This is a genomic window from Halobellus sp. H-GB7, assembly GCF_030848585.1.
Taxonomy (GTDB): Archaea; Halobacteriota; Halobacteria; order Halobacteriales; family Haloferacaceae; genus Haloquadratum; species Haloquadratum inordinatus.
In genome coordinates, this window is record NZ_JAVDDW010000002.1 from 112,244 (window position 1) to 131,787 (window position 19,544).

23 protein-coding genes are annotated in these 19,544 nt (G+C 66.9%); 12 read left to right on the forward strand and 11 right to left on the reverse strand.

All coding sequences use genetic code 11. The annotated features are described in order from the left end of the window. Positions 1 to 30: 30 nt before the first annotated feature. Complete coding sequence (locus RBH22_RS05530; protein ID WP_306676791.1) at positions 31 to 717, reverse strand: TOBE domain-containing protein; 687 nt, start codon at positions 715 to 717, stop codon at positions 31 to 33. A 65-nt stretch (positions 718 to 782) separates the two neighbouring features. Between RBH22_RS05530 and RBH22_RS05535 the strand changes: the two genes are divergently transcribed. From RBH22_RS05535 to RBH22_RS05545, 3 genes are read left to right on the forward strand one after another with little or no spacing between them, the layout of a single operon-like run. Next, positions 783 to 1,769 (forward strand): substrate-binding domain-containing protein, encoded by a 987-nt coding sequence (locus RBH22_RS05535; RefSeq protein ID WP_306676792.1) that lies wholly within the window; start codon positions 783 to 785, stop codon positions 1,767 to 1,769. Further along, complete coding sequence (locus tag RBH22_RS05540) at positions 1,766 to 2,488, forward strand: ABC transporter permease (protein WP_256545209.1); 723 nt, start codon at positions 1,766 to 1,768, stop codon at positions 2,486 to 2,488. Before RBH22_RS05535 ends, RBH22_RS05540 begins: the two co-directional genes overlap by 4 nt. Continuing rightward, positions 2,485 to 3,249 (forward strand): phosphate ABC transporter ATP-binding protein, encoded by a 765-nt coding sequence (locus tag RBH22_RS05545; RefSeq protein ID WP_256545210.1) that lies wholly within the window; start codon positions 2,485 to 2,487, stop codon positions 3,247 to 3,249. The genes RBH22_RS05540 and RBH22_RS05545 overlap by 4 nt, the downstream gene beginning before the upstream one ends. Positions 3,250 to 3,318: 69 nt before the next feature. On the opposite strand, the gene RBH22_RS05550 is transcribed toward RBH22_RS05545, so the two are convergent. Further along, entirely contained in the window at positions 3,319 to 4,023 is a 705-nt protein-coding gene (locus tag RBH22_RS05550) for an SOS response-associated peptidase (RefSeq protein ID WP_306676794.1), read from the reverse strand. A gap of 125 nt (positions 4,024 to 4,148) precedes the next feature. On the opposite strand from RBH22_RS05550, the gene RBH22_RS05555 reads away from it, so the two are divergent. Beyond that, on the forward strand, positions 4,149 to 4,934 hold the full coding sequence (locus RBH22_RS05555; RefSeq protein WP_306676795.1) for a ribonuclease H-like domain-containing protein: 786 nt from the start codon (positions 4,149 to 4,151) through the stop codon (positions 4,932 to 4,934). Positions 4,935 to 5,009: 75 nt separating this feature from the next. Further along, positions 5,010 to 5,693: a dolichyl-phosphate hexose transferase gene (locus RBH22_RS05560; protein WP_306676796.1), complete on the forward strand. Its 684-nt coding sequence runs from the start codon at positions 5,010 to 5,012 to the stop codon at positions 5,691 to 5,693. Positions 5,694 to 5,743: 50 nt separating this feature from the next. Here the strand turns inward: RBH22_RS05560 and RBH22_RS05565 are convergent, their stop codons facing one another. Next, a complete protein-coding gene (locus tag RBH22_RS05565) occupies positions 5,744 to 5,947 on the reverse strand; it encodes a DUF5800 family protein (protein ID WP_256289827.1) in 204 nt (67 codons plus the stop codon). A 117-nt stretch (positions 5,948 to 6,064) separates the two neighbouring features. Between RBH22_RS05565 and RBH22_RS05570 the strand changes: the two genes are divergently transcribed. Together RBH22_RS05570 and RBH22_RS05575 are read left to right on the forward strand one after the other, a co-directional pair. Further along, positions 6,065 to 6,916 carry a polymer-forming cytoskeletal protein gene (locus tag RBH22_RS05570; RefSeq protein WP_121570471.1) on the forward strand — a complete coding sequence of 284 codons (852 nt, stop codon included), beginning with the start codon at positions 6,065 to 6,067 and terminating at the stop codon, positions 6,914 to 6,916. Between the two features lie 153 nt (positions 6,917 to 7,069). After that, positions 7,070 to 7,996: a DUF4349 domain-containing protein gene (locus RBH22_RS05575; protein ID WP_306676798.1), complete on the forward strand. Its 927-nt coding sequence runs from the start codon at positions 7,070 to 7,072 to the stop codon at positions 7,994 to 7,996. 27 nt (positions 7,997 to 8,023) lie between these two features. Here RBH22_RS05575 and RBH22_RS05580 read toward each other — a convergent pair whose 3' ends face one another. The 3 genes from RBH22_RS05580 to RBH22_RS05590 form a co-directional block, all read right to left on the reverse strand. Then, complete coding sequence (locus RBH22_RS05580; protein WP_306676800.1) at positions 8,024 to 8,713, reverse strand: nucleotide exchange factor GrpE; 690 nt, start codon at positions 8,711 to 8,713, stop codon at positions 8,024 to 8,026. Positions 8,714 to 8,797: 84 nt separating this feature from the next. Continuing rightward, complete coding sequence (locus RBH22_RS05585; RefSeq protein ID WP_256289831.1) at positions 8,798 to 9,538, reverse strand: PAC2 family protein; 741 nt, start codon at positions 9,536 to 9,538, stop codon at positions 8,798 to 8,800. A 113-nt stretch (positions 9,539 to 9,651) separates the two neighbouring features. Continuing rightward, positions 9,652 to 9,822, reverse strand: a complete 171-nt coding sequence (locus RBH22_RS05590; RefSeq protein ID WP_256289832.1) for a hypothetical protein — start codon at positions 9,820 to 9,822, stop codon at positions 9,652 to 9,654. Between the two features lie 154 nt (positions 9,823 to 9,976). Here RBH22_RS05590 and RBH22_RS05595 point away from each other — a divergent pair, with 154 nt between their 5' ends. Together RBH22_RS05595 and RBH22_RS05600 are read left to right on the forward strand one after the other, a co-directional pair. Next, positions 9,977 to 10,915, forward strand: coding sequence for an RsmB/NOP family class I SAM-dependent RNA methyltransferase (locus tag RBH22_RS05595; RefSeq protein WP_256289833.1), 939 nt, complete (start codon positions 9,977 to 9,979; stop codon positions 10,913 to 10,915). After that, positions 10,912 to 11,448 (forward strand): hypothetical protein, encoded by a 537-nt coding sequence (locus RBH22_RS05600; protein ID WP_256289834.1) that lies wholly within the window; start codon positions 10,912 to 10,914, stop codon positions 11,446 to 11,448. Before RBH22_RS05595 ends, RBH22_RS05600 begins: the two co-directional genes overlap by 4 nt. A gap of 56 nt (positions 11,449 to 11,504) precedes the next feature. On the opposite strand, the gene RBH22_RS05605 is transcribed toward RBH22_RS05600, so the two are convergent. Continuing rightward, positions 11,505 to 13,067 (reverse strand): DUF790 family protein, encoded by a 1,563-nt coding sequence (locus RBH22_RS05605; RefSeq protein ID WP_306676801.1) that lies wholly within the window; start codon positions 13,065 to 13,067, stop codon positions 11,505 to 11,507. A gap of 160 nt (positions 13,068 to 13,227) precedes the next feature. Here RBH22_RS05605 and RBH22_RS05610 point away from each other — a divergent pair, with 160 nt between their 5' ends. Further along, positions 13,228 to 13,629, forward strand: coding sequence for a transcriptional initiation protein Tat (locus RBH22_RS05610; RefSeq protein WP_306676802.1), 402 nt, complete (start codon positions 13,228 to 13,230; stop codon positions 13,627 to 13,629). A 29-nt stretch (positions 13,630 to 13,658) separates the two neighbouring features. On the opposite strand, the gene RBH22_RS05615 is transcribed toward RBH22_RS05610, so the two are convergent. Continuing rightward, on the reverse strand, positions 13,659 to 15,008 hold the full coding sequence (locus RBH22_RS05615; RefSeq protein WP_256545225.1) for a DEAD/DEAH box helicase family protein: 1,350 nt from the start codon (positions 15,006 to 15,008) through the stop codon (positions 13,659 to 13,661). Positions 15,009 to 15,141: 133 nt separating this feature from the next. Between RBH22_RS05615 and RBH22_RS05620 the strand changes: the two genes are divergently transcribed. After that, entirely contained in the window at positions 15,142 to 15,339 is a 198-nt protein-coding gene (locus tag RBH22_RS05620; protein ID WP_256545226.1) for a hypothetical protein, read from the forward strand. 43 nt (positions 15,340 to 15,382) lie between these two features. Here the strand turns inward: RBH22_RS05620 and RBH22_RS05625 are convergent, their stop codons facing one another. The 3 genes from RBH22_RS05625 to RBH22_RS05635 are packed head-to-tail and all read right to left on the reverse strand — an operon-like array spanning position 15,383 to position 18,110. After that, positions 15,383 to 16,162 carry an ABC transporter ATP-binding protein gene (locus RBH22_RS05625; protein WP_256546632.1) on the reverse strand — a complete coding sequence of 260 codons (780 nt, stop codon included), beginning with the start codon at positions 16,160 to 16,162 and terminating at the stop codon, positions 15,383 to 15,385. Then, positions 16,159 to 17,043 (reverse strand): ABC transporter permease, encoded by an 885-nt coding sequence (locus RBH22_RS05630; protein WP_256545227.1) that lies wholly within the window; start codon positions 17,041 to 17,043, stop codon positions 16,159 to 16,161. The genes RBH22_RS05625 and RBH22_RS05630 overlap by 4 nt, the downstream gene beginning before the upstream one ends. Then, positions 17,040 to 18,110: an ABC transporter substrate-binding protein gene (locus RBH22_RS05635; RefSeq protein ID WP_306676803.1), complete on the reverse strand. Its 1,071-nt coding sequence runs from the start codon at positions 18,108 to 18,110 to the stop codon at positions 17,040 to 17,042. Before RBH22_RS05635 ends, RBH22_RS05630 begins: the two co-directional genes overlap by 4 nt. A 254-nt stretch (positions 18,111 to 18,364) precedes the next feature. On the opposite strand from RBH22_RS05635, the gene RBH22_RS05640 reads away from it, so the two are divergent. Continuing rightward, positions 18,365 to 19,486 (forward strand): aminotransferase class I/II-fold pyridoxal phosphate-dependent enzyme, encoded by a 1,122-nt coding sequence (locus RBH22_RS05640; RefSeq protein ID WP_256545229.1) that lies wholly within the window; start codon positions 18,365 to 18,367, stop codon positions 19,484 to 19,486. The last annotated feature ends 58 nt before the right edge of the window (positions 19,487 to 19,544 follow it).

The following is a 19,544-nucleotide window of genomic DNA, read 5'->3' on the forward strand; positions in this document are numbered from 1 at the left end:
TCTGAGCAACCAAGACCAGTCAGTCTGCAACTACGTCGAGATACCGCGCGTCGCAGTCGCCTTGAACGAGGCGACCACGTCGCTGCCGGGTTCGAGCCCGAGTTTCGCGCGGCTGTCCTCGGTGACGAGCGCCAAAAGCGGTTCGTCGGCACCGATGTCGATCGCGATGCGAGCGATGCGTTCTCCGGATTCGATACTCTCGACGGTCCCGAGAAACCGATTCCGAGCGCTCGTGTGCTCGGGAACCGGCGTGTCCTCGGGATCGGTCAGCGTCACCGCGTCCGCGCGCAGCGACAGTTGCACGTCGCCGTCGCCCTCGGGGACGAGCGCCCGCACGTTGCCGGCGTCGGTTTCGACAGTCACTAATTCGCCCTCGCGCTCGACGATAGTCCCCGCGAGGACGGTCTCGGCGATGTCGGCGACGCCCTCGAAACCCGTCCGCGTGCGTTCGAAGGCGGCGAGCAACTCTCTGGCCGTGTCCGTGAGTTCACTGCCACCGCCTCCTGAACCGCCCCGCCGTCGTTCGACGAGCGACCCGAACGCCTCTTCGAGTTCGACGATGCGACGCTGGGCGTGCGCGTACGACCGCCCCAGAGAATCGGCAGCGTTGTTGAGCGACCCTTCCCGATCGATCGCCCGCAACAGGGCGACGTCGCGTGAGTCGAGCGTCACCCCGTCGCTGCCGATGTACGTGTCGAACGAAGGACGGACGTCCATACCGTTCGGTACGTGTTAGCGAGCAAAAGCGTTATGTCTCCCCTGAGAGAACGATGGTTGTATCTATGTCGGAACAACGTTCGACCGCGGACGATGGAAGACGATCTCGGCTCAGTGGGGCGACCTCTCGACGATCGTTCCTCAAGCTTGGCGCCGTTGCGGGAGCCACCGGGCTCGCCGGTTGTTCACAGGTCACCGGCGGTGAACAGAGCCAGCAGGCACAAGCAGGCGTATCCGGTGAAACGCTCACGTTGACGACGACGACGAGCACATACGACACGGGACTCTTGGACGCGATCCATACCGACTTCGAGGAGATGTACGATGTGACCGTGGACGCGGTCGCCCAGGGGACCGGCGCGGCGCTGGAGTCGGCCCGTAACGGCGACTCCGACGTGGTGATGGTCCACGCACGGGGCCTCGAAGACGAATTTATGCGCAACGGATACGGGATCAACCGACGAGACCTGATGTTCAACGACTTCGTCATCGTCGGCCCCGAGAGCGACCCGGCGGGAATCCAGGGAATGGGCTCGGCGACCGACGCGCTCACGACGATCGCCGAGGCGGAGGCGGCGTTCGTCTCCCGCGGGGACAACTCCGGGACGCACACGAAAGAGCTCAATCTCTGGGACGCCGCTGGCACCGATCCCGGTGGCGACTGGTATCAGGAGACGGGGACCGGAATGGGCGAGGCGCTGAACGTCGCTAATCAGCAGGGCGCTTACACGCTCTCGGACCGTGGGACCTTCATCTCACAGCGTTCGGAGATCGACCTTACCATCCTCGTGCAGGGACCGATCGAGGGCGGGCCGGAGATCCTCTCGAACCCCTACGGTATTATGGCAGTGAACCCCGGCGTTCACGACAATGCAAACTACGACCTCGCGATGGCCTACATCGGATGGATCACCAGTCCCGGTGCCCAGAACGCGATCTCCGAATACACGATGAACGGAGAGCAACTGTTCTTCCCGGAGGCCATCTCCGAAGACCCCGACTTCCAACAGTACGTTCCGGAAGGCTGGAGTAGCAACTCGTCCGACGAGTGAGCGTGTCGCTCGAACCGGCTCTACTATCTCCGGCGCTCGTCGACTTTCCCTTCCGGGAGGGATACGTTCGGAGCATCATCTACGTCTCGCTGTACGTGAGCGGGATTGCGGTGGCGTTGAGTACGCTCTTTAGCATCCCTGTCGCCATCGTGATGGGTTTCACCGACTTCACGGGCAAGCAGTTCGTCAAGTCGGTCATCAACACCGGGATGGGCTTTCCGAGCGTCGTCGTCGGGTTGTTGGTTCTCTTTATCGTCTCCAATCAGGGACCGCTCGGCTCGCTCGAACTGATCTTCACCAAGGAGGCGATGATTATCTCGCAGTTCGTGCTCGCGACGCCGCCGATCACGGCGATCAGCCTCGCGGCCATCACTGGCGTGAGCGAGAACGTCCGCGACGCCGCCCGCGCACTGGGCGGCACGCGTCTCGACGTCGCGCTCGTCGTGATCAAAGAGGCCCGATACGGGATCGCAACGGCTATTCTCGCGGGCTTCGGGCGGGCGATCAGCGAGGTCGGGTCCGTTCTCATCGTCGGCGGCAACATCACGAGCGCGAGCGGCATCTCCCAGACCAGAACACTGACGACCGCGATCCAACTCGAAGCCCGCCAAGGCCAGTACGACACCGCGATGGTCCTCGGCGCGGTCCTCCTGGCGCTCGTCTTGACAGTGAACGCTGTCGTCGTTCGGTTCGGCGACGAGGGATCGGTGAACCAATGATCAGGCTCTCGAACGTTTCGCAAGCATACGGCGAGGAGACCGTCGTCGAAGACGTCACGCTCTCGGTCGACCCGGGCGAAGTCGTCGCGGTTATCGGCCCGTCGGGCGTCGGTAAGACGACACTGCTCCGTATCTTGGCGCTGTTCAACAGACCGACTGAGGGAACAGTCGAACTGGACGGCCAGTCGGTATGGTCGGCCGGCGAAGACGAACGACTGCAGCTCCGACGCCGGGTCGGGACGGTGTTCCAGGAAGCGAGTCTGTTCGACGCCAGCGTGGCCCGAAACGTGGAGTACGGACTCCGAGTGCGTCAGCCCTGGGACGATCGGCTTCGCGACACGCTGTGGTCAATCGTCGGCTCGAACGGAACGCCGAAGGCGGTGACGCGATCCCTCGACGTGGTGGGCCTGAGCGACAAACTCGATCAGCAGGCCCGCTCGCTTTCGGGTGGGGAAGCTCAGCGCGTTTCCTTCGCACGGGCGTTAGCGTACGACCCGTCGTATCTCCTCCTCGACGAGCCGACTTCGGATCTCGATCCTCGGAACACGGGTGTGATCGAGGAGGCGGTTCTGGAAGCTCGCGACCGCGGCATCGGCGTCGTCGTCGCGACCCACGATATGCACCAGGCCGAACGCATCGCCGATCGGGTCGGGGTGTTGCTCGGCGACGGGTTCACCGAGATCGGCCCCACTGAGACGATCTTCGAGAACCCGACAGACGACCGCACTCAGCAGTTCATCTCCGGCGAACTCGTGTACTGACCGCCTACGTCCCTGCTGACTCTGCCGTCATCGACGGCGGCCCTCCACGCTCTCTACGTTCTGTGTTTCTCAGACCGGCTCGATCAGCGCTGGGGCGTCGTTCGCGGGACTGTTCACGCGCGTCGAGACCGGATACGCCTCCCACTCGTCGCCCGGAGACGGATCGAGGAGTTCGGCCGCTTCCTCGACGTCGCCGTGGAGCCACGTCGCCTCCTCGTCGGGGTCGAGCACGACAGCCATCCGGTGATGGAGGTCGGCGACGACGTCGTTCGGCTCGGTCGTGACGATAGTGAATGATTCGACGGCGTCGTCGCCGTCGGACTCGGCGCTGCTCCCGCCGCCGAAATCGCCCAATCCGGTCTGGGTGTGTGACGGCTCCCAGCGCTCCCACAGCCCCGCCATCGCGAACGGCCGGTCGTCGGCGAACGCGACCCGGTAGGGCTGCTTTGCGTCACCCTCCTCCACCCACTCGTAGAACCCGTCGGCGGGGACGAGACACCGGCGACGCTCGTAGGCCGCCTCGAAACTGGGTTTCTCTGCGAGCGTCTCCGCGCGCGCGTTGATCAGGTCGTTGCCGACGCCCTCGTCGTCGGCCCACGAGGGGACCAGCCCCCATTTGAACCGCCGAAAGCGATCCGGGTCGTCGTTCGTGAGGACCGGCAGGGACTGCCCGGGCGCGCAGTTGTACCGCGGCTCCGGTGGCTCCTCGAACGTCGCGTCGAAGCGCGACGCCAGTTCTTCGGCGGGGGTAAAGAGCGTGTAACGACCGCACATACGCGTCGATGGGTGCGAGCCCTCAAAACGACCCCGGCCGTGTCGTCGCCGTTTCTGCTTTCCCACTGGCGCACCGACCGCCTGCCCTCGAAGGGTTTAGGCGGCCGCCGCTCTCTCACCCGAGTATGCGTATCGAGAACAGTTTCGTCCCCGCGAGCGGAGTCGGCGCGAAGCGCGAGCGCTCGCTGTGGGAGTCCGGCATCCTCACCTGGGAGGAGTTCGACCCCGCACGCGCGCCGCTCGGCGAGAAGACGGGCGAACGAGTGGAGTCGTTCGTCGCGGAGGCCCTGGAACGACTCGACGACGGCGACGTGCGCTACTTCGGCGAGCAGTTCCCCTCCGGTGAGACCTGGCGGTTCTACGAGAATTTCCGCGACGACGCGCTCTTTTTCGACATCGAGACCACCGGCCTCGACTCCGGTCGGGAGAACGTCACCACCGTCTCGTTCACGCAGGGCGGTGAGACGACGACGTTCGTCCGCGGCGAGGACCTGACAGCCGCGGCGCTTCGCGAGCAGTTCCGCGACGCCCCGCTCGTCGTCTCGTTCAACGGCAAGCAGTTCGACGTCCCCTTCCTCGAAGACAACTTCGCGCTCTCGGTCGACGCGCCCCACCTCGACCTGATGTACTCTTGCCGCCGTATCGACCTGACGGGCGGCTTGAAATCGATCGAAAAACAGATCGGGATCGATCGGGACCGTCCAGACCTCTCGGGCCGCGACGCGGTCCGCCTGTGGTACCAGTACGAACGCGACGGCGACGACGACGCCCTCGACACGCTCGTCTCGTACAACCGCGACGACACCGAGAACCTCCAGAACCTCGCCGACGTCGTCGCCCGCCGTCTGCACGACGACTCGCTCGGGGCTGTTGCGGACGAATCACCCGGAATCCCGGACCCGCTCGCGTAGCTCTCCGTTCTCGCTCTCAGATGCTGTTTTTGGCGAACCTAAAAGTACAAATACTCCGGACTGATACGACCGGTAATGAGCGAGTACACCTTCGACGATCTCGCGGTCGTGATGGGCACCTACAACGAGGAGGAAGCGATCGACACGGTGCTGTCGGACATCGAGAAGATCACCGACGGTCGCGCAGAAGTCGTCTGCGTCGACAGTTCGAGCGACCGAACGCCCGAAATCGCCCGGGAGCACGGCGCGACCGTGATCGAACAGCCGCCGATGGGGTACGGCTACGCCGTTCGCGAGGCGGTTCTCACACCAGACCGTCCGGTCGTCGTCACGACCGACTGCGACGACACCTACCCGATGGAACGGCTCCCGCAGTTTCTGGACCTGATCAACGAGGGCTACGACGTCGTCTCCGGCGACCGCCTGTACTACGGCGCCGACGCGATGCCCGGTCTCAACCGGCTCGGTAACGCCGCGTTCGCGGTTCTCGCGTCGGTACTGATGGGCGAACGCGTCCACGACACCACGACCGGGATGCGGGCGTACCGGCGCGAACTCCTCCACGAGATCGAGTGGACCGAGAACACGGGGCTCTCTGCGGAACTGCTGATGCGACCGCTGATGCGCGGCTACGAGATCCGCGAGGAGCCGATCCCGTACCGCGAGCGCGCCGGCGAGACCAAACTCGACCCGTTCGGCGGCGGCGCGGCCATCGCGAAGTCGATCGTGAAGGTGGCGCTCGAAGAACGATTCGGGTGAGAACGAGGCGGCGGAGCGGTCGCGTCGCGGTCGCGAGGGAGTCGACGGACCTACGCTGACCGGAGAATGTCGGCGATCCGTCGCGGCTCGCCGCTCAGAGAGGGACTCTCCTCGACGATCTGCAGCACTTCGTGGTCCGTCACGTCGGGGTAGGACTTCTCGGTCGCCTCCTCGATCAACTCTTTCTCCAGGCGGAATTCGGTCCCTTCGTAGACGACGTCGACGCCCTCCTCATCGAACGAGAGTACAGTCATAGCTCCCCGTAGTCGGTCCCGGAGTAAAAGCCCATCAGTCCGGCGGAGAGAAGACGGCCGCTCGTCGGACGATCGTCTGACGCGCCGTTTATTATGCCGGGTGTGTTGATGCGGAGTGTGGCACTCGGTCAGGACCCGTTCGACGCGCTAGAGATCCCAGACGGCACGACCGTCGAGGAGCACGATCTCGTTACCGACGGGGACATCGTGGTCGGCGGGCAGAGCACCGTCGAGTTCGGCGTCAGAGGGCGGAACGTCCTCGCGGGCGAGCGCGTCACTTTCGGCGGCGACATCGAGGCCGAGGGCGACTGTCGCCTCGACGTCTGGTGTGACGTCGCCGGCAACGTCCTCGTCGGCGAGGACGCCTACCTCGGCGAACGCGTCCACGTCAGCGGCCGGCTGATGGTCTCCGGCGACCTGGACATCGGCGACGACGTCGATATCGAGGAAGGGTTCGAGGCCAACGGCTGGATCGTCATCCGGAATCCGGTCCCGACACTGGTCTTCTACTTCGTCGTCCTGTCGCAACTCCTCCGTCTCGGTGAGAACGAGGCGGCCGACGAACTCGCGGACGCGCTCTCCGGCGACAGCGAAGACGATCCGCTCGTGATCCCGCGCGGTTCGACCGTCTCCGACGACGCCTGGCAGGCGTCGACGCCGGCGACGATCGGAGACGAGTGCCGACTCCACGGCAACGTCCGCGCGGAGACGATCACGGTCGGGGAAGACAACAACATCTTCGGGAGCCTGCGCGCCCGCGGGGACATCACCGTCGGCGAGGGAACGCGCGTCCACGGCGACGTGACGACCCGCGACGGCACCGTCACGATCGCCGACGGCGCTCGCGTCCTCGGTGACGTCTCCTGCTCGGATCTCGAACTCCACGACGGCGGCGACGTCGACGGGACGATTCGTGCGTCCGGCGATATGCGACTGATACGCTCGGACGGCTCTCGCGACGCCGAATAGCCGGGCGCGCGCCGTTTGGGCCGTATCTCCCACCCGAACACCGCTTTTGCGCAGTCCTTCGTAACCCACCATTCTGACCCACCGCTCGAAACTCAAACACCCCTTTGTGCCACCGGCGCGCCTTTCCGTCGGTCTGTCGTACTCGAACTCGAAATGGTATCGAGACGCACACTCGCGGCGCTCGCGATCGTCGGACTCGTCGCCCTCGCCGGGTGCGGCGCGTCGACCGGCGGCGGCAGCGACGGCGGCGCGGGCGGAGGGGTCGAACAGGCGACGGAGATCGCAGCCGACTCGGGCGCGCGGGCGACAGGCACGCCCGCAGCGACCCAAGCGCCAGAGGAGGCTGGCAGCGGCGCGTCGGGTGACGTCGCGATGCCCACCGACCGCGCGATAATCCGCACGGGCACCGTCGCCGTCGAAGTCGACGACTTCGGGGCCGCGCAGTCGAACCTCACTACGACCGTCGAGGGCTACGGCGGCTACGTCAGCGACACCCGGCAGGACCGTAGACAGATCGGCAACGAGACGTGGATCCGCGGCGAGATGGTGCTCCGCGTGCCGAGCGAGGAGTTCGACGCCCTCGTCGCGGACGCCCAGGGACTCGGCGAGGTGCAGTCCGTCGAGGTGAACTCCCGCGACGTGACCGACCAACTCGTCGACATCGAGGCCCGCCTCGAAAATCTCCGCGCCGAGCGCGACCGCCTCCGAGAACTGTATCAGCAGGCCAACGACACCGAGGACGTCCTCGCCGTGCAGCGCGAACTCTCGGACGTGCAAGGCGAGATCGAACGCCTCGAAGCGCGACAGCAGAACCTCCAGCGACAGGTCGCGTACTCGACGCTGACCGTTCGGCTCGAAGAACCCCGTCCGACGCCGAACCGCGTCGCACCCGACCGCTGGTACGATACGCCCGTGCTTTCGGCGTTTATGCAGTCGGTCGACGGCGTCGTCGTCGTCGCCCGCGCGGTCGTCGTCGGCTTCGCCTTCGCGCTGCCGTACCTGATCGCGTTCGCGCTGCCGGTCCTCGTCGTCGCCGGCCTCCTCTGGCGGGTCGGCCGCCGCTATCTGGCGACTGGATGATAAGCGACGGACCGCGACAGAACGGGGTTAGAAGTCGCTTTCGCCGGTGCTCACGGTGACCTGTGCCTCACGGAGGACCGATCCAGCCATCTCGTAGCCCGGCTGGTAGACGTCGACGACCGTCCCTTCGGGCTGTTCGTCGTCGACGCGCATCATCACTTCGTGGCGCATCGGATCGACTGCCTCGCCGGGTTCGGGATCGATCGTCGTCACGTTCTCGTCTTCGAGGATGCGATCGAACTCCTCCAGCGTCGATTCGATACCCGGCCGGATGTCGGCGTCCTCGTCCTGGTCGAGCGCGCGGACGAGGTTGTCGCGAACGCTGACGACGCGACCGACGAAGTCCTCGGTCGCGCGCTCTCGAATCTCGTCTTCGCGCTTTTTCGCGCGCTTCTTGTAGTTCTTGAAGTCCGCCTTCGAGCGCTTCAGCGCGCTTTCGAGCTCCTCGACTCGCTCGGCTTTCGCTTCGAGGTCGGACTCGGCCTCGGCGACCCGCGACTCCAGCGCCGCGACCTCGTCGGCGAGGTCGTCGTCGTAGTCGGCGACGCGCGAGGCGACGTCAGGAATCTCCTCGTCGGCCGCGGCCCCGGCGGCCCCGCTGTCGGGGTCGACTTCGCCGTTCGCTGCGGCAGCGTCCGTGTCGACGGATTCGTGTTCTGCCTCGGCGTTCTCGGCGTCGGACGCCGCCGCACGACTCTCGGGGGACTCGTCGCTCATACCCGGAGGGAGTAGTCGGCGAGCCTTAAACGTGTAGAAAGGTGTCGTCCCAGCGCGCAGACCGCGGCGCCGAACGGCCGGCCGCTACTGGTACATTCCGATCGGGCGCGCCTGCGTGCTCTCCTCGCCGGCCTCCTGCATCCGCTTTGCGAGCCGGTCTTTTGCCTGCCGTATCTGCTCTGCACGCTCGACGAGGTCGTCGACGGGAACGTCGAGCCCGGTGAGCGGCTCGATCCCCTTCTTGATCAGCACGCGCGCGGCTTCCGGATCGGGGAACCTCGGATCCGACTCGACGACGAGCCCGACTGCCGTCCGCCCCGACTCGACGGCGTTGCTCAGGAGGACGCCCGTCGGTCCGGAGACGAGGCCGGTCTCGTGGGGAGCTTCGATCCCGACGTCGGCCACGATGTCGACTCCCTCGCCCGTCCCGAGGCCGTAGAGCGACGGCACGGTCCCTTCCTTCTCGCGGGGGATCCCCGAGAGATACAGCGGCGTCACCGAGAGCTCCTCGAACCAGCTCGCGAGACAGCCGGCGAGTTCGCCCGCGGCGTCCGGGCGAACGGGGACGTCGCTCTGGAGAACCAGCAGATCGCGGTCCTCGTCGGCGTAGATGCGGACTGGTGGCTGGAGTTCGGCGTCGTTCTCGCGATAGACGGCGACTTCGGGGATACCGTCGCAGTAGACGTTGGCGTAGTGCGTCATCTCGAACTCCTCGACGAGGTGGTCGGCAGCGATCTTCCCGACGAGTCCGACCCCGGGGAAGCCCTCCACCATCGACGGTTCCGACAGCGACACGTCGTCTGTGAGCACGGAGATCCGAGCCATATTCCCCCAGACGACCCGGCCGGTGGTAAAACCGCTGGGAGATTGCGACTGCGACGTCAGACGGCAGTAGTAATCCTTTCATCAACGCTCTGTGACGAGACGGACGAGGAGATTCACACCGGCCCTGCTGTCTGTCGCGGACCCAACTCGTCGTCGGCGCGTTCCTCGACAGCGAGGAGCAACTGCGCGGCCTGCCGCAGCGCGAAGCGGACTTCCCGGTCGTCAGTGTCTTCGATCGCACATTCCACCGCCCTGCGGACTTTTGCAACTGTTTCGTCGTTCATAGTTCATAGTCGTCTCAGTTGAGCAATAAATGTGGTTCGACGACACAGCACATCGAGAACGACGACCAAAATATAAGTGATATGAATAATCGCACTCGCCCGCGCCGCGGATTGAACCGACACCCACAAGCGAGCGCGGGCAAATGACGAAGGTATGCAACCACTCGAGCGGTACGCGTCGCTCGTCGACGACTTCGACGCGTTCCGCGCGGCGTGTGAACGGCCGCTGCCCTCGGTCGTCCGCGTCAACACGCTGAAAGCGTCGATCGAGCGCGCTCGCGAGGCGCTCAACGCCGAGGGCGTCGCCTACGAGGCGACCGACTGGCACCCCGGCGTGCTTCGTCTCGACGAGCGCGGCCCCGGTACGTCCTGGCCGTACTTTCACGGCTGGCTCCACGGCCAAGAGGAAGTCTCGGCGCTGCCCGCGCTCGCACTCGATCCACAACCCGGCGAGGTCGTCTGGGATGCCGCGGCGGCTCCGGGGAGCAAGACGACCCAACTCGCGGACCTGATGGACGACGAAGGCGTCCTCGTCGGCAACGACAACAACCTCGGACGGCTCTCGGCGCTCCGACACAACGCCGAACGACTGGGCATCACGAACCTCGTCGTGACCAATCAGGACGCTCGAAACTTCTCGTTCAAGCCGTTCGGCGACCGCACCGACGACGCAAAGCGCATCGAGGCGTTCGACAAAGCGCTCGTGGACGCCCCCTGCTCGTGTGAGGGCACCATCCGGAAGAACCCCGACGCGCTGGACCGCTGGTCGATGACCCACGTCGAGAGCGTCGCGGGGATCCAGAAGGGGATCCTCCGCCGCGCGATCCAGGCGACGAAACCCGGCGGCACCGTCGTCTACTCCACCTGTACGTTCGCGCCCGAGGAGAACGAGGCCGTGCTGGATCACGTCCTCGACGAGGGCGACTGTGAGATGCGCGAGTGGGACGCCCCGGACGGGTTCGAGACGGACCCCGGCGTCACGGAGTGGGACGGCGAGACGTACGACCCGTCGGTCGAACTGGCGCACCGAGTCTACCCGCACCGCAACGACACGGGTGGGTTCTTCTGCGCCAAACTGGAGGTGACGGCGTGACCGACGCCGACTCCAACGCCGACCCGCCGGAGAACGACGGCCAACAGTTCGATCGGCTGCCGGCGACGGCCGACGAGCGCGTCGTTCCCGGCCGACCCACCCGCGAGGAGGTCGTTCAGTGGTGGGACCAACGCTTCGGCGTCCCGCCGGAGACGTGGGACGGACACACCTTCTGGGAGAAAGGTAACGGCAAGATCTGGGCGTTCGCGGCCGACGTGGTCTCACCGATTGCGGTCGAGGGACTCGGCCTGCGGATCCTGCGGGCGCGCCAGGAACACTGGAAGCCCTCGACGAACGCCGTCCAGCGCTTCTGTCGCGACGCCACGGAGAACGTCGTCGTCCTCGACGGCGACGAGGCCGCCTGCTTCGCCCGCGGCGACGACCAGGAACTCCCCCGCTGGGACGGCGACTGGGGCTACGTCGTCGCCGCCCACGAGATCGCCGGCGACGTCGAGCCGATCGGCGTCGGCCTGTATCTCCACGGCGAACTCCGCTCGACCGTCCCGAAAGGGCGGCGCGAGGACCTCGAATAGGCGAGACGGGCAGTCACCGGATAGGCGAGCCAAGCTACCGCGACCCCACCCCGAGACTACTTCTGCTCGATCGTTCCGCCGCCGAGTCCCTCCCACGCGACTCGGTAGCCGAGTCGCGCGAGGACTGCGGATGCGTCGTCGACGCCGCGGGCCTCTAGGACCGACTCCGCATCCGCGAGTGACATCCCCACGCTGATCTCCGCGTCGAGTGCCTCCAACACGTCGGGACGGATCAGTGTCCGACCCACGCGCTCGTGTTCCGGGAACGAGACCGAATCGAGCGCGTCGACGCTCACACCGCGCTCCGCTGCCAGCGCGTCGAGGTCGATCACGTCGTCGTCGGGAACGAGTTCGTCGGGCAGTTCCGCCGCGGCCGCCGCGACGAGGTCGGACTCGTACTCTCCGAGCGCGTCGACCACGTCTTTGACGCGCACGCGTCCGGAGAACGTGACCACGCGGTGGTCGAGGGCTTCGATCTCCTCGCCGACGCCGAGCGACTCGTCGACCGCCACGAGGAGTTCGACGTCGTCGTCGACGCTCCCGAACTGATCGAGTTTCTTCTCGACGTACTCGGGCGTCCAAAAGCCCATCACCTCGAAGAAGACACGCAGCGATGGCCTCGCGGATCCGCCGTCGCCGCCCGGCCGGTACTCGAACACGAAATCGGGGATCATCGCCCGCGCGCCCGCCGCGAGCGGTTCGGGCTCTCGGGAGAGGTCCCAGTCGAGATCCAGGTTCGAAAAGCGGGCGGCGAAGTCGGCTTCGACGCCGCTGTCGTAGGTTGGCTCGGCGACCGGTTCGACCTCCGGGACCGAGACGTCTTCAGGACCGAGCCGTAGCTCGCGCTCCGTCCCGCGGTCGTCGATCGTCGCCGCGAGCGACCACTCGGCGGCGGTCGCGACGCTCCGCAACAGGCGTGCGAACGCGGTCCCGTAGCGCCGCGTGCGACGGAAGAGCGCGTCCGGCCCCGTCACGACGAGTTCGCGCTCGGCGATCGGCTGGCCGGCTCCGTCGCCGTCGTCTACGTTCCTGCGCCGGATCTCGTACAGCAGACCGAGTCGTTTGACGGCCGAGACGAGCCGCTTCGGATCGGAATTTCGGATCCGGACCTCGGTCGCGTCGAACAGCGCGGTCTGCGCCAGCGAGAGGTTGTACTGCTCGACGAGCTGGTCGGGACTCCAGCGCGGGTCGAACCCCGCGAGCACCTCGTTGACGTCGCGGTCGGCGTACAGCGAGTGCTCGATGGCTTCGATACCGGTCCCGAGCCTGTCTGCGGCCTCGGCCAGCGCCGCCTGTCGGTCGTCGTCGCTCACGACAGCGCCGGCGTCCTCGGCGGCCTCGAAGACGACGCGGCGGACGCGCTCGGGCGGCAGCGGTGCGCGCGTCTCGAACGTCGCCTCGCGTTCGAGCAGCGCGACGAACCCCCGGACGAGCTTGAAGTCGTCGGCGTCGCGTTCGAGGTCGTCGAGCGCCTCGTCGAGGGCGTGTCGCGGCTGTCCGACGTGGCCCTGGAAAACGCCGATGACTCGGGCCGCGAGCGGGCGGTCGCTCCGGCCCGCGAACTGCGGGTGATAGCCGCCGCCGGCCCGGGAGACCCGGAGGAGGTCCTTTCGCAGCACGCCGAGGGGTTCGAGACGGCGGGACAAGAGCGTGCCGCTGCGGCCATCGCCCCGTGCAGTCTCACGGCAGTGGCATCGTCCCGTACAGTCTCTCGGCTGTGCGCCGCCCCGAAGCACTGGAGGAGAAGACTCATACGCGCGGCCGAGCCTTGAGCGGACGATGAAGCGACGAACCGTCCTCCGAACCGGTGCGGGGTTGGTCGCGACGGTCCTCGGCGGCTGTCTCGGTGCCCCGCCGAGGGCGACGGGACCGCGTCACGCCCCCGACGCGCCCGCCGATCAGCCTCGACAGACGCCCGCTCGCCCCGATCTCACGATCGGGATGTTCGACTTCGAGGCGACCGACGACGACGCGCTCCGGGTCTTCGGGACGGTCGAGAACCGCAGCGGTGCCCAGCGGACGGCCACCGTCGTCGTCACGGTCCGCGTCGCTGGCGACGACTTCGAGCGAGAGACCTCTGTCACTGTCGCCGCCGATGGGACCGCGGAGTGGGCGGTCACATTCGACGTCGCCTACGACGAGTTCACGAGTAACGGCGACCTCAACGTCACGCTTGCGTAGGGCTGCGCGTCGGAAGACACCGCTCGGCCCTATCGCCGCCTGTCTGCGACCCGTTCTTCGGCGGTCTCCTCGCTCACGACCTCGTAGAGCAGCGCGCGTCCGCCGTCGCGCTTGGGGCGGAGGACCCGCCCGAGCCGCTGGGTGAACTCCCGTTCGGAACCTGAGCCGGCGAGGACGACGGCCACGTTCGCGTCGGGGACGTCGACGCCCTCGTCGAGGACGTTCGCCGTCACGACCCGCGAGTACGTGCCGTCGCGGAAGCGTTCGAGTATCTCGCGCCGCTCTTTCGTGCCGGTCTCGCTCGTGATCGCCGGGAGGAGATACCGCTCGGAGAGCCGATAGACGAGATCGGTGTGTGCGGTGAAGACGATGACCCGGTCGTCGCGGTGGCGATCGAGGAGCCGCCCCAGCGTGTCGACTTTCGCGTCGGCGTTCATCATAATCCGGCGCGCGCGTTGCTTCGCGAGGAGCGCCTCGCGAGCCTTCGGGTCGGTGCCCGAGCGCATCACGAGCTTTCGGTAGTCCGAGCCGCTCCGCAGCGAGAGGTTCGAGCGTTTCAGGTAGTCGACGAACGTGCCCTGTGCCTCGTCGTAGGCGTCGCGTTCGGCCGAACTGAGCGCGACTTCGATCCGCCGGACCTCGTAGTCGGCGAGGTGTTCGCCCGCGAGGTCGTCGACTGACGCCTCGTACACCTTCGGACCGACCATGTCCGAGATGACTTCGTGGGCGCCGTCGGGCCGCTCGAACGTCGCCGTCAGGCCGAGCCGTGCGGGTGCGGCAAGCAGGCGCGCGGCGTCGCGGTAGCCCTCGCCCCCGAGGTGGTGGACTTCGTCGAAGACGACGAATCCGAAGTCGCCACCGACGTCTTCGGCCCGGAGATACGCCGAGTCGTACGTCGAGACCGTGATCGCCTCTCGTTTTTGTTCGCCGCCGCCGAACTGCCCGACCGGAACGTCGAACTCCGTTTCGAGTTCGCGTCGCCACTGGTCGAGGAGGTCGATCGTCGGCACGACCACGAGCGTCGGGACGCCGAGCGCGGCGATGGCGTCGACCGCGAGTACCGTCTTGCCGGCGCCGGTCGGGAGTTCGACGACGCCCCGCTCGTCGTTCGCGCGCCAGGCGTCGACCGCCTCGGTCTGGTACGGCCGGAGATCGTACGAGTGCGACAGCGACAGCCGTTCGTCCGGGAGCACCTGATCTTCGAACGCCACGTCGCGCTCGCGGAGGGCTGTGCGAAGCTCTGCGTACCGATAGGCGGGCGCACGAGCGACAAGTCCGCGCTCGTCCCACGCGACGCCCGGCAGCGACTCGACGGCCCGATCCGACTCCTCGAGTCCCGACACTCGGATCGTGCCGTCCTCGAACCGCAGCGTGATCACGCTCGTTGGTCCGTCGTGATCGTATATATACTGTCGGCCGCGGCTGTGGTATCCGGTCGTTCCGAGACAGCCGCGGCCGGTCCGTCCGCACCGGGACGGCGCGCTTTTCACCGTCGACGCGAGAGAACCCGGTATGACCGACGACTCCAGCGATGTCGAGGAAAACGAAACAGAACAGGCCGAACCGCTCGACGAAACCGTCGCGCAGTTCCTCCGCGACGTCGACTCGGCGCACGAAGACTACGACCGTGGCTACGTCGACGCCGACGCGACGCTCTCGGTCGTGATGACGCACGTCGAGGAGCTCCGCGACGCGCACGAAAATCAATAGCCGCTCGGCAAAAACCAATAGCCGACCGGCCGCGTACCGCCTCTCACTCCCCGATCAGCGTCCGAATCCGGTCGACGTAGTCCGCGAACGCGGGCTCGGTCCGTTCGCGCGGGCGGTCGAGATCGACGTCGACAATCTCGCTCACTCGACCGGGATCGGCAGCCATCACGACCACGCGATCCGAGAGCTTCACCGCCTCCTCGACGTCGTGCGTTACGAACAGCACCGTCTTCTCGGTCTCCGACCAGATCCGCAGCAGTTCCTCGTGGAGCATATCGCGGGTCTGGGCGTCGACGCTGCCGAACGGCTCGTCGGCGAGCAGGATCTCGGGGTCGACCGCGAGCGCGCGGGCGATGCCGACGCGCTGTTTCATCCCGCCGGAGAGTTCCTTCGGGTAGGCGTCGGCGAACTCCGCGAGGCCGACGAGCCCGAGCATCTCCTCGACGCGGCTGCTCCGTTCGGGTTCGGGAACGTCCTGCTCTTCGAGGCCGAACGCGACGTTCTCGCGGACGGTCCGCCACGGGAACAGCCCGTACTCCTGGAAGACCATCCCGCGGTCAGTTCCCGGCCCGGTGACGGGGTCGCCGTCGAGTCTGATTTCGCCGTCCGTGGCCGCTTCGAGGCCGGCGATCGTCCGAAAGAGCGTCGTCTTCCCACAGCCCGAGGGGCCGACCAGGCAGACGAACTCCCCGTCGTCGACGGTGAAGTCCACGCCCGAGAGCGCCCGGACGCGCTGGCGCTCGGACTCGTAGACCTTCCCTACCCCGTCGACGACGACTTTCGCGTCGTCGGAACGCGGTTCCGACGCGGATGGCTCGCTCAGTCCCGCCACGCCAACACCCTCCGTTCGACCCGGCGGAACGCCCCGTCGCTCACGAGGAACACCAGGCTGATGACGGCCATATACGCCACGCTCACGTCGGTCGCGAGGTTCTGCGCCGCGTTGATGATCTGGAACCCGACGCCCGGCGCGCCGAACAGTTCGGCGGCGACGACGATCATCCAGCACTGCCCGATACTCGTCCGAATGCCGGTCGCGATCGACGGCGTCGCGGCGGGCAAGACCACCTTGCGGATCATCGTCAGATCGTCGTCGACGCCGAGGCTCGCGGCGACCTCCCGGAGGTGCGTCGAGACGCCCTCGACGCCCGCGTAGGCGTTGTAGAAGTTGATCCAGAACGCGCCGATGCCGACGATGAACGCCGCGCCGCCGTGGCCGATACCGATCCAGACGATGGCGAAGACGATCCACGCCAGCGGCGGGATCGGTCGCAGGAACCGCGTGACGGGCGTGAGCGCGTCGTCGAGTCGGCCGCTCCAGCCCATTCCGACGCCGAGCGCGATGCCGAGGACGCTCCCGACGACGAGGCCGGGGAGATAGTGCAACAGGCTCTGGAGCAGATTCGCGGTGAGTCGCGTCGCCGGCAGCGACGCGCCGACGAACGGGACCGTGAACGTCGTCGGAGCAGTCAGTTCGACGACGAACGCGGTCGCGACCTCGACCGGCGAGGGGAGCAGATACGTTCGCCCGACAGCGAGCGCGGCCGCCTGCCAGACCGCGAGGAAGACGGTCGTCCCGACCGCGCCGTAGGCGAGGCTCGACACGTCGAACTCCGAGAGATCACCGAACGAGTCCGCCTCGGCGGCCTCCTCTGGGGCCGCAGCCGGGTCCGACGCCGCACCGGTTCCCGCTTCGAGGCTCATAGGGAGTCGTACACCCCGAAGTCGAACAGTTGGTCGTTCGAGAGCGTCTCGCTGGTCTTCCCGAGTTCGGCGGCGTACTCCGAGAAGATCTGCGCGCCCTCGGCGATCTTGTGCGGGTCCGTGACGAAGTCGGAGGCGGGCGAGTCCATCGCCTGCCGCGCGGTTTCGACCGGCAGCGACGACTCGCCGATGACGGTGCTGGCGTGCTGGGCGGCCGCGTCGGGGTTCTCCGTGGCGAACGTCGTCGCACGCTGGTGCTGCTCGACGAACGCCGCCGCCTGCTCGGGGTTGTCCTCGCGGAGGCGGTCGTGCATCAGCGTGACCGCCGCGGGCTGGCCGGGCATAAAGTCGCCCGCCCACGCGATCGACTGATACGGCGCATCCCGGATCTCGGCGACCGTCGGCACCGGCTCCATAATCGAGGTGCCGTCGATCTCGCCGGCGAGAAGCGCCTGTCGGACCGGTCCCGCGCCGCCGAGGGCCGTGATGTTCACGTCGTTCTCGGGATCGACACCGACGACCTCCGCGAGCCAGTAGCGGAGCAGGATGTCCGGAACCGAGCCCGGGGGGAACGTCCCGAAGGTGAACTTTCGCCCCTGCTCTTCCTCGAAGCGTGCGAAGGCCTCAGCGCCCGAGTCAGCAGCCTCCCAGGTGGCTGCGAAGTCGTCGTGCGCCAGGATCTGCATCGCGTTCTGGATGTTCGCGGCGGTGATCTTCGCGGGGATGCCCTTGTCCATCACTATCATCGCCGGCACGACGCCGAACATCATCACGTCGAAGTCGCCAGTGGCGGACGCCTGAACGATGCTCGGCCCGTCGGAGAACACCTCACCGGAGACTGTCGCAGACAGTTCGTCGGTGTACCCCTCCTCGCGCATCACGAAGTACTGCATATCGGGGTAGATTGGCATATACGCGACGCGGATTTCGTCGAGGCCGCTTCCGCCGCCGGTCCCGCCCGCACACCCGGCGACACTCGCGAGTCCCGCCGCCGAAGCGGCAGCGGTCGTCTGCAGGAAGCGCCGTCGCGAGACCGTCGATCGCTCGTTCGTCGGATCGGTCGTCATCTATCTGTTCCTAGCGCCCTACGTATAATTGAAGCGTGTACGCGGCGAACCTCGCACCCACGCTCGACGCTCGAAAAGACCGATTTCGGCGGATTCGGTCGTCGCAGCCGCCTCGTCCGTGACGGCAGAGCGAAACGGGTGGCGTCCGAGATACCAGAATATTCTGCCGGTAACAGGCTGGGGCCGTTCCCGATTGAGTGGAACTCCCGGCCGAGGAAGCAAGACCTAACCCGGTGGCCGACGCGCCAGAGAGTATGACTCACTTTTCGGACCGAGTCGAGCAGGTATCGATCAGTGGAATCCGCGAGGTGTTCGAGGCCGCGAGCGAAGACGCGATCAACCTCGGATTAGGACAGCCGGACTTCTCCGCGCCGGAGCACGCTCGCGAGGCGGCCGCCGAAGCCATCCGAAACGGCGAGGCCGACGGCTACACCGAGAACAAGGGGATGCGCCCGCTCCGCGAGGCCATCGCCGACAAGCACGCGCGCGATCAGGGCGTCGACGTCGACCCCAGCGACGTGATCGCCACCGCCGGCGGGTCGGAGGCGCTCCACATCGCCCTGGAGGCCCACGTCGACGCCGGCGACGAAGTCCTCATTCCGGACCCGGGCTTCGTCTCCTACGACGCGCTCACCCGACTCACCGGCGGCACACCCGTCCCCGTGCCGCTGCGCGACGACCTGACGCTCGACCCCGCGGCCGTCGAGGACGCCATCACCGAGGATACCGTCGCGTTCGTCGTCAACAGCCCCGGCAACCCGACCGGTGCGGTCTCGCCGCCCGAAGACGTCCGCGAGTTCGCCCGCATCGCCGACGAGCACGACGTGCTCTGCATCTCTGACGAGGTCTACGAGTACACCGTCTTCGACGGCGAGTTCCGCTCGCCCATCGAGTTCGCCGAGAGCGACAACGTCGTCGTCGTCAACTCGGCCTCGAAGCTCTACTCGATGACCGGCTGGCGGCTCGGCTGGGTCACCGCCTCGTCCGACCGGATCGAACGGATGCTCCGAGTCCACCAGTACGCGCAGGCCTGTGCCGCCGCACCGTCGCAGTTCGCCGCCGAAGCGGCCCTCACCGGACCCCAGGAGCAGGTCGACGAGATGACCGAGTCGTTCCGACGGCGACGCGACCTCGTCGTCGACGGCCTCACCGACATCGGTCTCGACGTGCCGACGCCCGGCGGCGCGTTCTACTGTATGCCCGAGGTGCCCGAGGGCTTCGTCGAGGCGTGTCTCGACCGCGACGTCATCGTCGTGCCCGGCGAGGCGTTCGGCGAGCACGGCCGCGGCTACGCGCGACTCTCGTATGCGACCGACGAGGACGACCTGCGCGAGGCGCTCGACGTGATGGCCGAGGCCTACGACGCCGTCGTCTAAAATCTGGATCAAAAAGGCCGAGCGCGCCGCCTGGGCCGCGCACTCTGTGAACCGCTTA

Bases quoted from the DNA above. Each gene is read 5' to 3' on its own strand.
- RBH22_RS05530 (WP_306676791.1), bottom strand. From the start codon at position 717: ATGGACGTCCGTCCTTCGTTCGACACGTACATCGGCAGCGACGGGGTG.
- RBH22_RS05535 (WP_306676792.1), top strand. From the start codon at position 783: ATGTCGGAACAACGTTCGACCGCGGACGATGGAAGACGATCTCGGCTC.
- RBH22_RS05545 (WP_256545210.1), top strand. From the start codon at position 2,485: ATGATCAGGCTCTCGAACGTTTCGCAAGCATACGGCGAGGAGACCGTC.
- RBH22_RS05550 (WP_306676794.1), bottom strand. From the start codon at position 4,023: ATGTGCGGTCGTTACACGCTCTTTACCCCCGCCGAAGAACTGGCGTCG.
- RBH22_RS05555 (WP_306676795.1), top strand. From the start codon at position 4,149: ATGCGTATCGAGAACAGTTTCGTCCCCGCGAGCGGAGTCGGCGCGAAG.
- RBH22_RS05560 (WP_306676796.1), top strand. From the start codon at position 5,010: ATGAGCGAGTACACCTTCGACGATCTCGCGGTCGTGATGGGCACCTAC.
- RBH22_RS05565 (WP_256289827.1), bottom strand. From the start codon at position 5,947: ATGACTGTACTCTCGTTCGATGAGGAGGGCGTCGACGTCGTCTACGAA.
- RBH22_RS05575 (WP_306676798.1), top strand. From the start codon at position 7,070: ATGGTATCGAGACGCACACTCGCGGCGCTCGCGATCGTCGGACTCGTC.
- RBH22_RS05580 (WP_306676800.1), bottom strand. From the start codon at position 8,713: ATGAGCGACGAGTCCCCCGAGAGTCGTGCGGCGGCGTCCGACGCCGAG.
- RBH22_RS05585 (WP_256289831.1), bottom strand. From the start codon at position 9,538: ATGGCTCGGATCTCCGTGCTCACAGACGACGTGTCGCTGTCGGAACCG.
- RBH22_RS05590 (WP_256289832.1), bottom strand. From the start codon at position 9,822: ATGAACGACGAAACAGTTGCAAAAGTCCGCAGGGCGGTGGAATGTGCG.
- RBH22_RS05595 (WP_256289833.1), top strand. From the start codon at position 9,977: ATGCAACCACTCGAGCGGTACGCGTCGCTCGTCGACGACTTCGACGCG.
- RBH22_RS05610 (WP_306676802.1), top strand. From the start codon at position 13,228: ATGAAGCGACGAACCGTCCTCCGAACCGGTGCGGGGTTGGTCGCGACG.
- RBH22_RS05620 (WP_256545226.1), top strand. From the start codon at position 15,142: ATGACCGACGACTCCAGCGATGTCGAGGAAAACGAAACAGAACAGGCC.
- RBH22_RS05630 (WP_256545227.1), bottom strand. From the start codon at position 17,043: ATGAGCCTCGAAGCGGGAACCGGTGCGGCGTCGGACCCGGCTGCGGCC.
- RBH22_RS05635 (WP_306676803.1), bottom strand. From the start codon at position 18,110: ATGACGACCGATCCGACGAACGAGCGATCGACGGTCTCGCGACGGCGC.
- RBH22_RS05640 (WP_256545229.1), top strand. From the start codon at position 18,365: ATGACTCACTTTTCGGACCGAGTCGAGCAGGTATCGATCAGTGGAATC.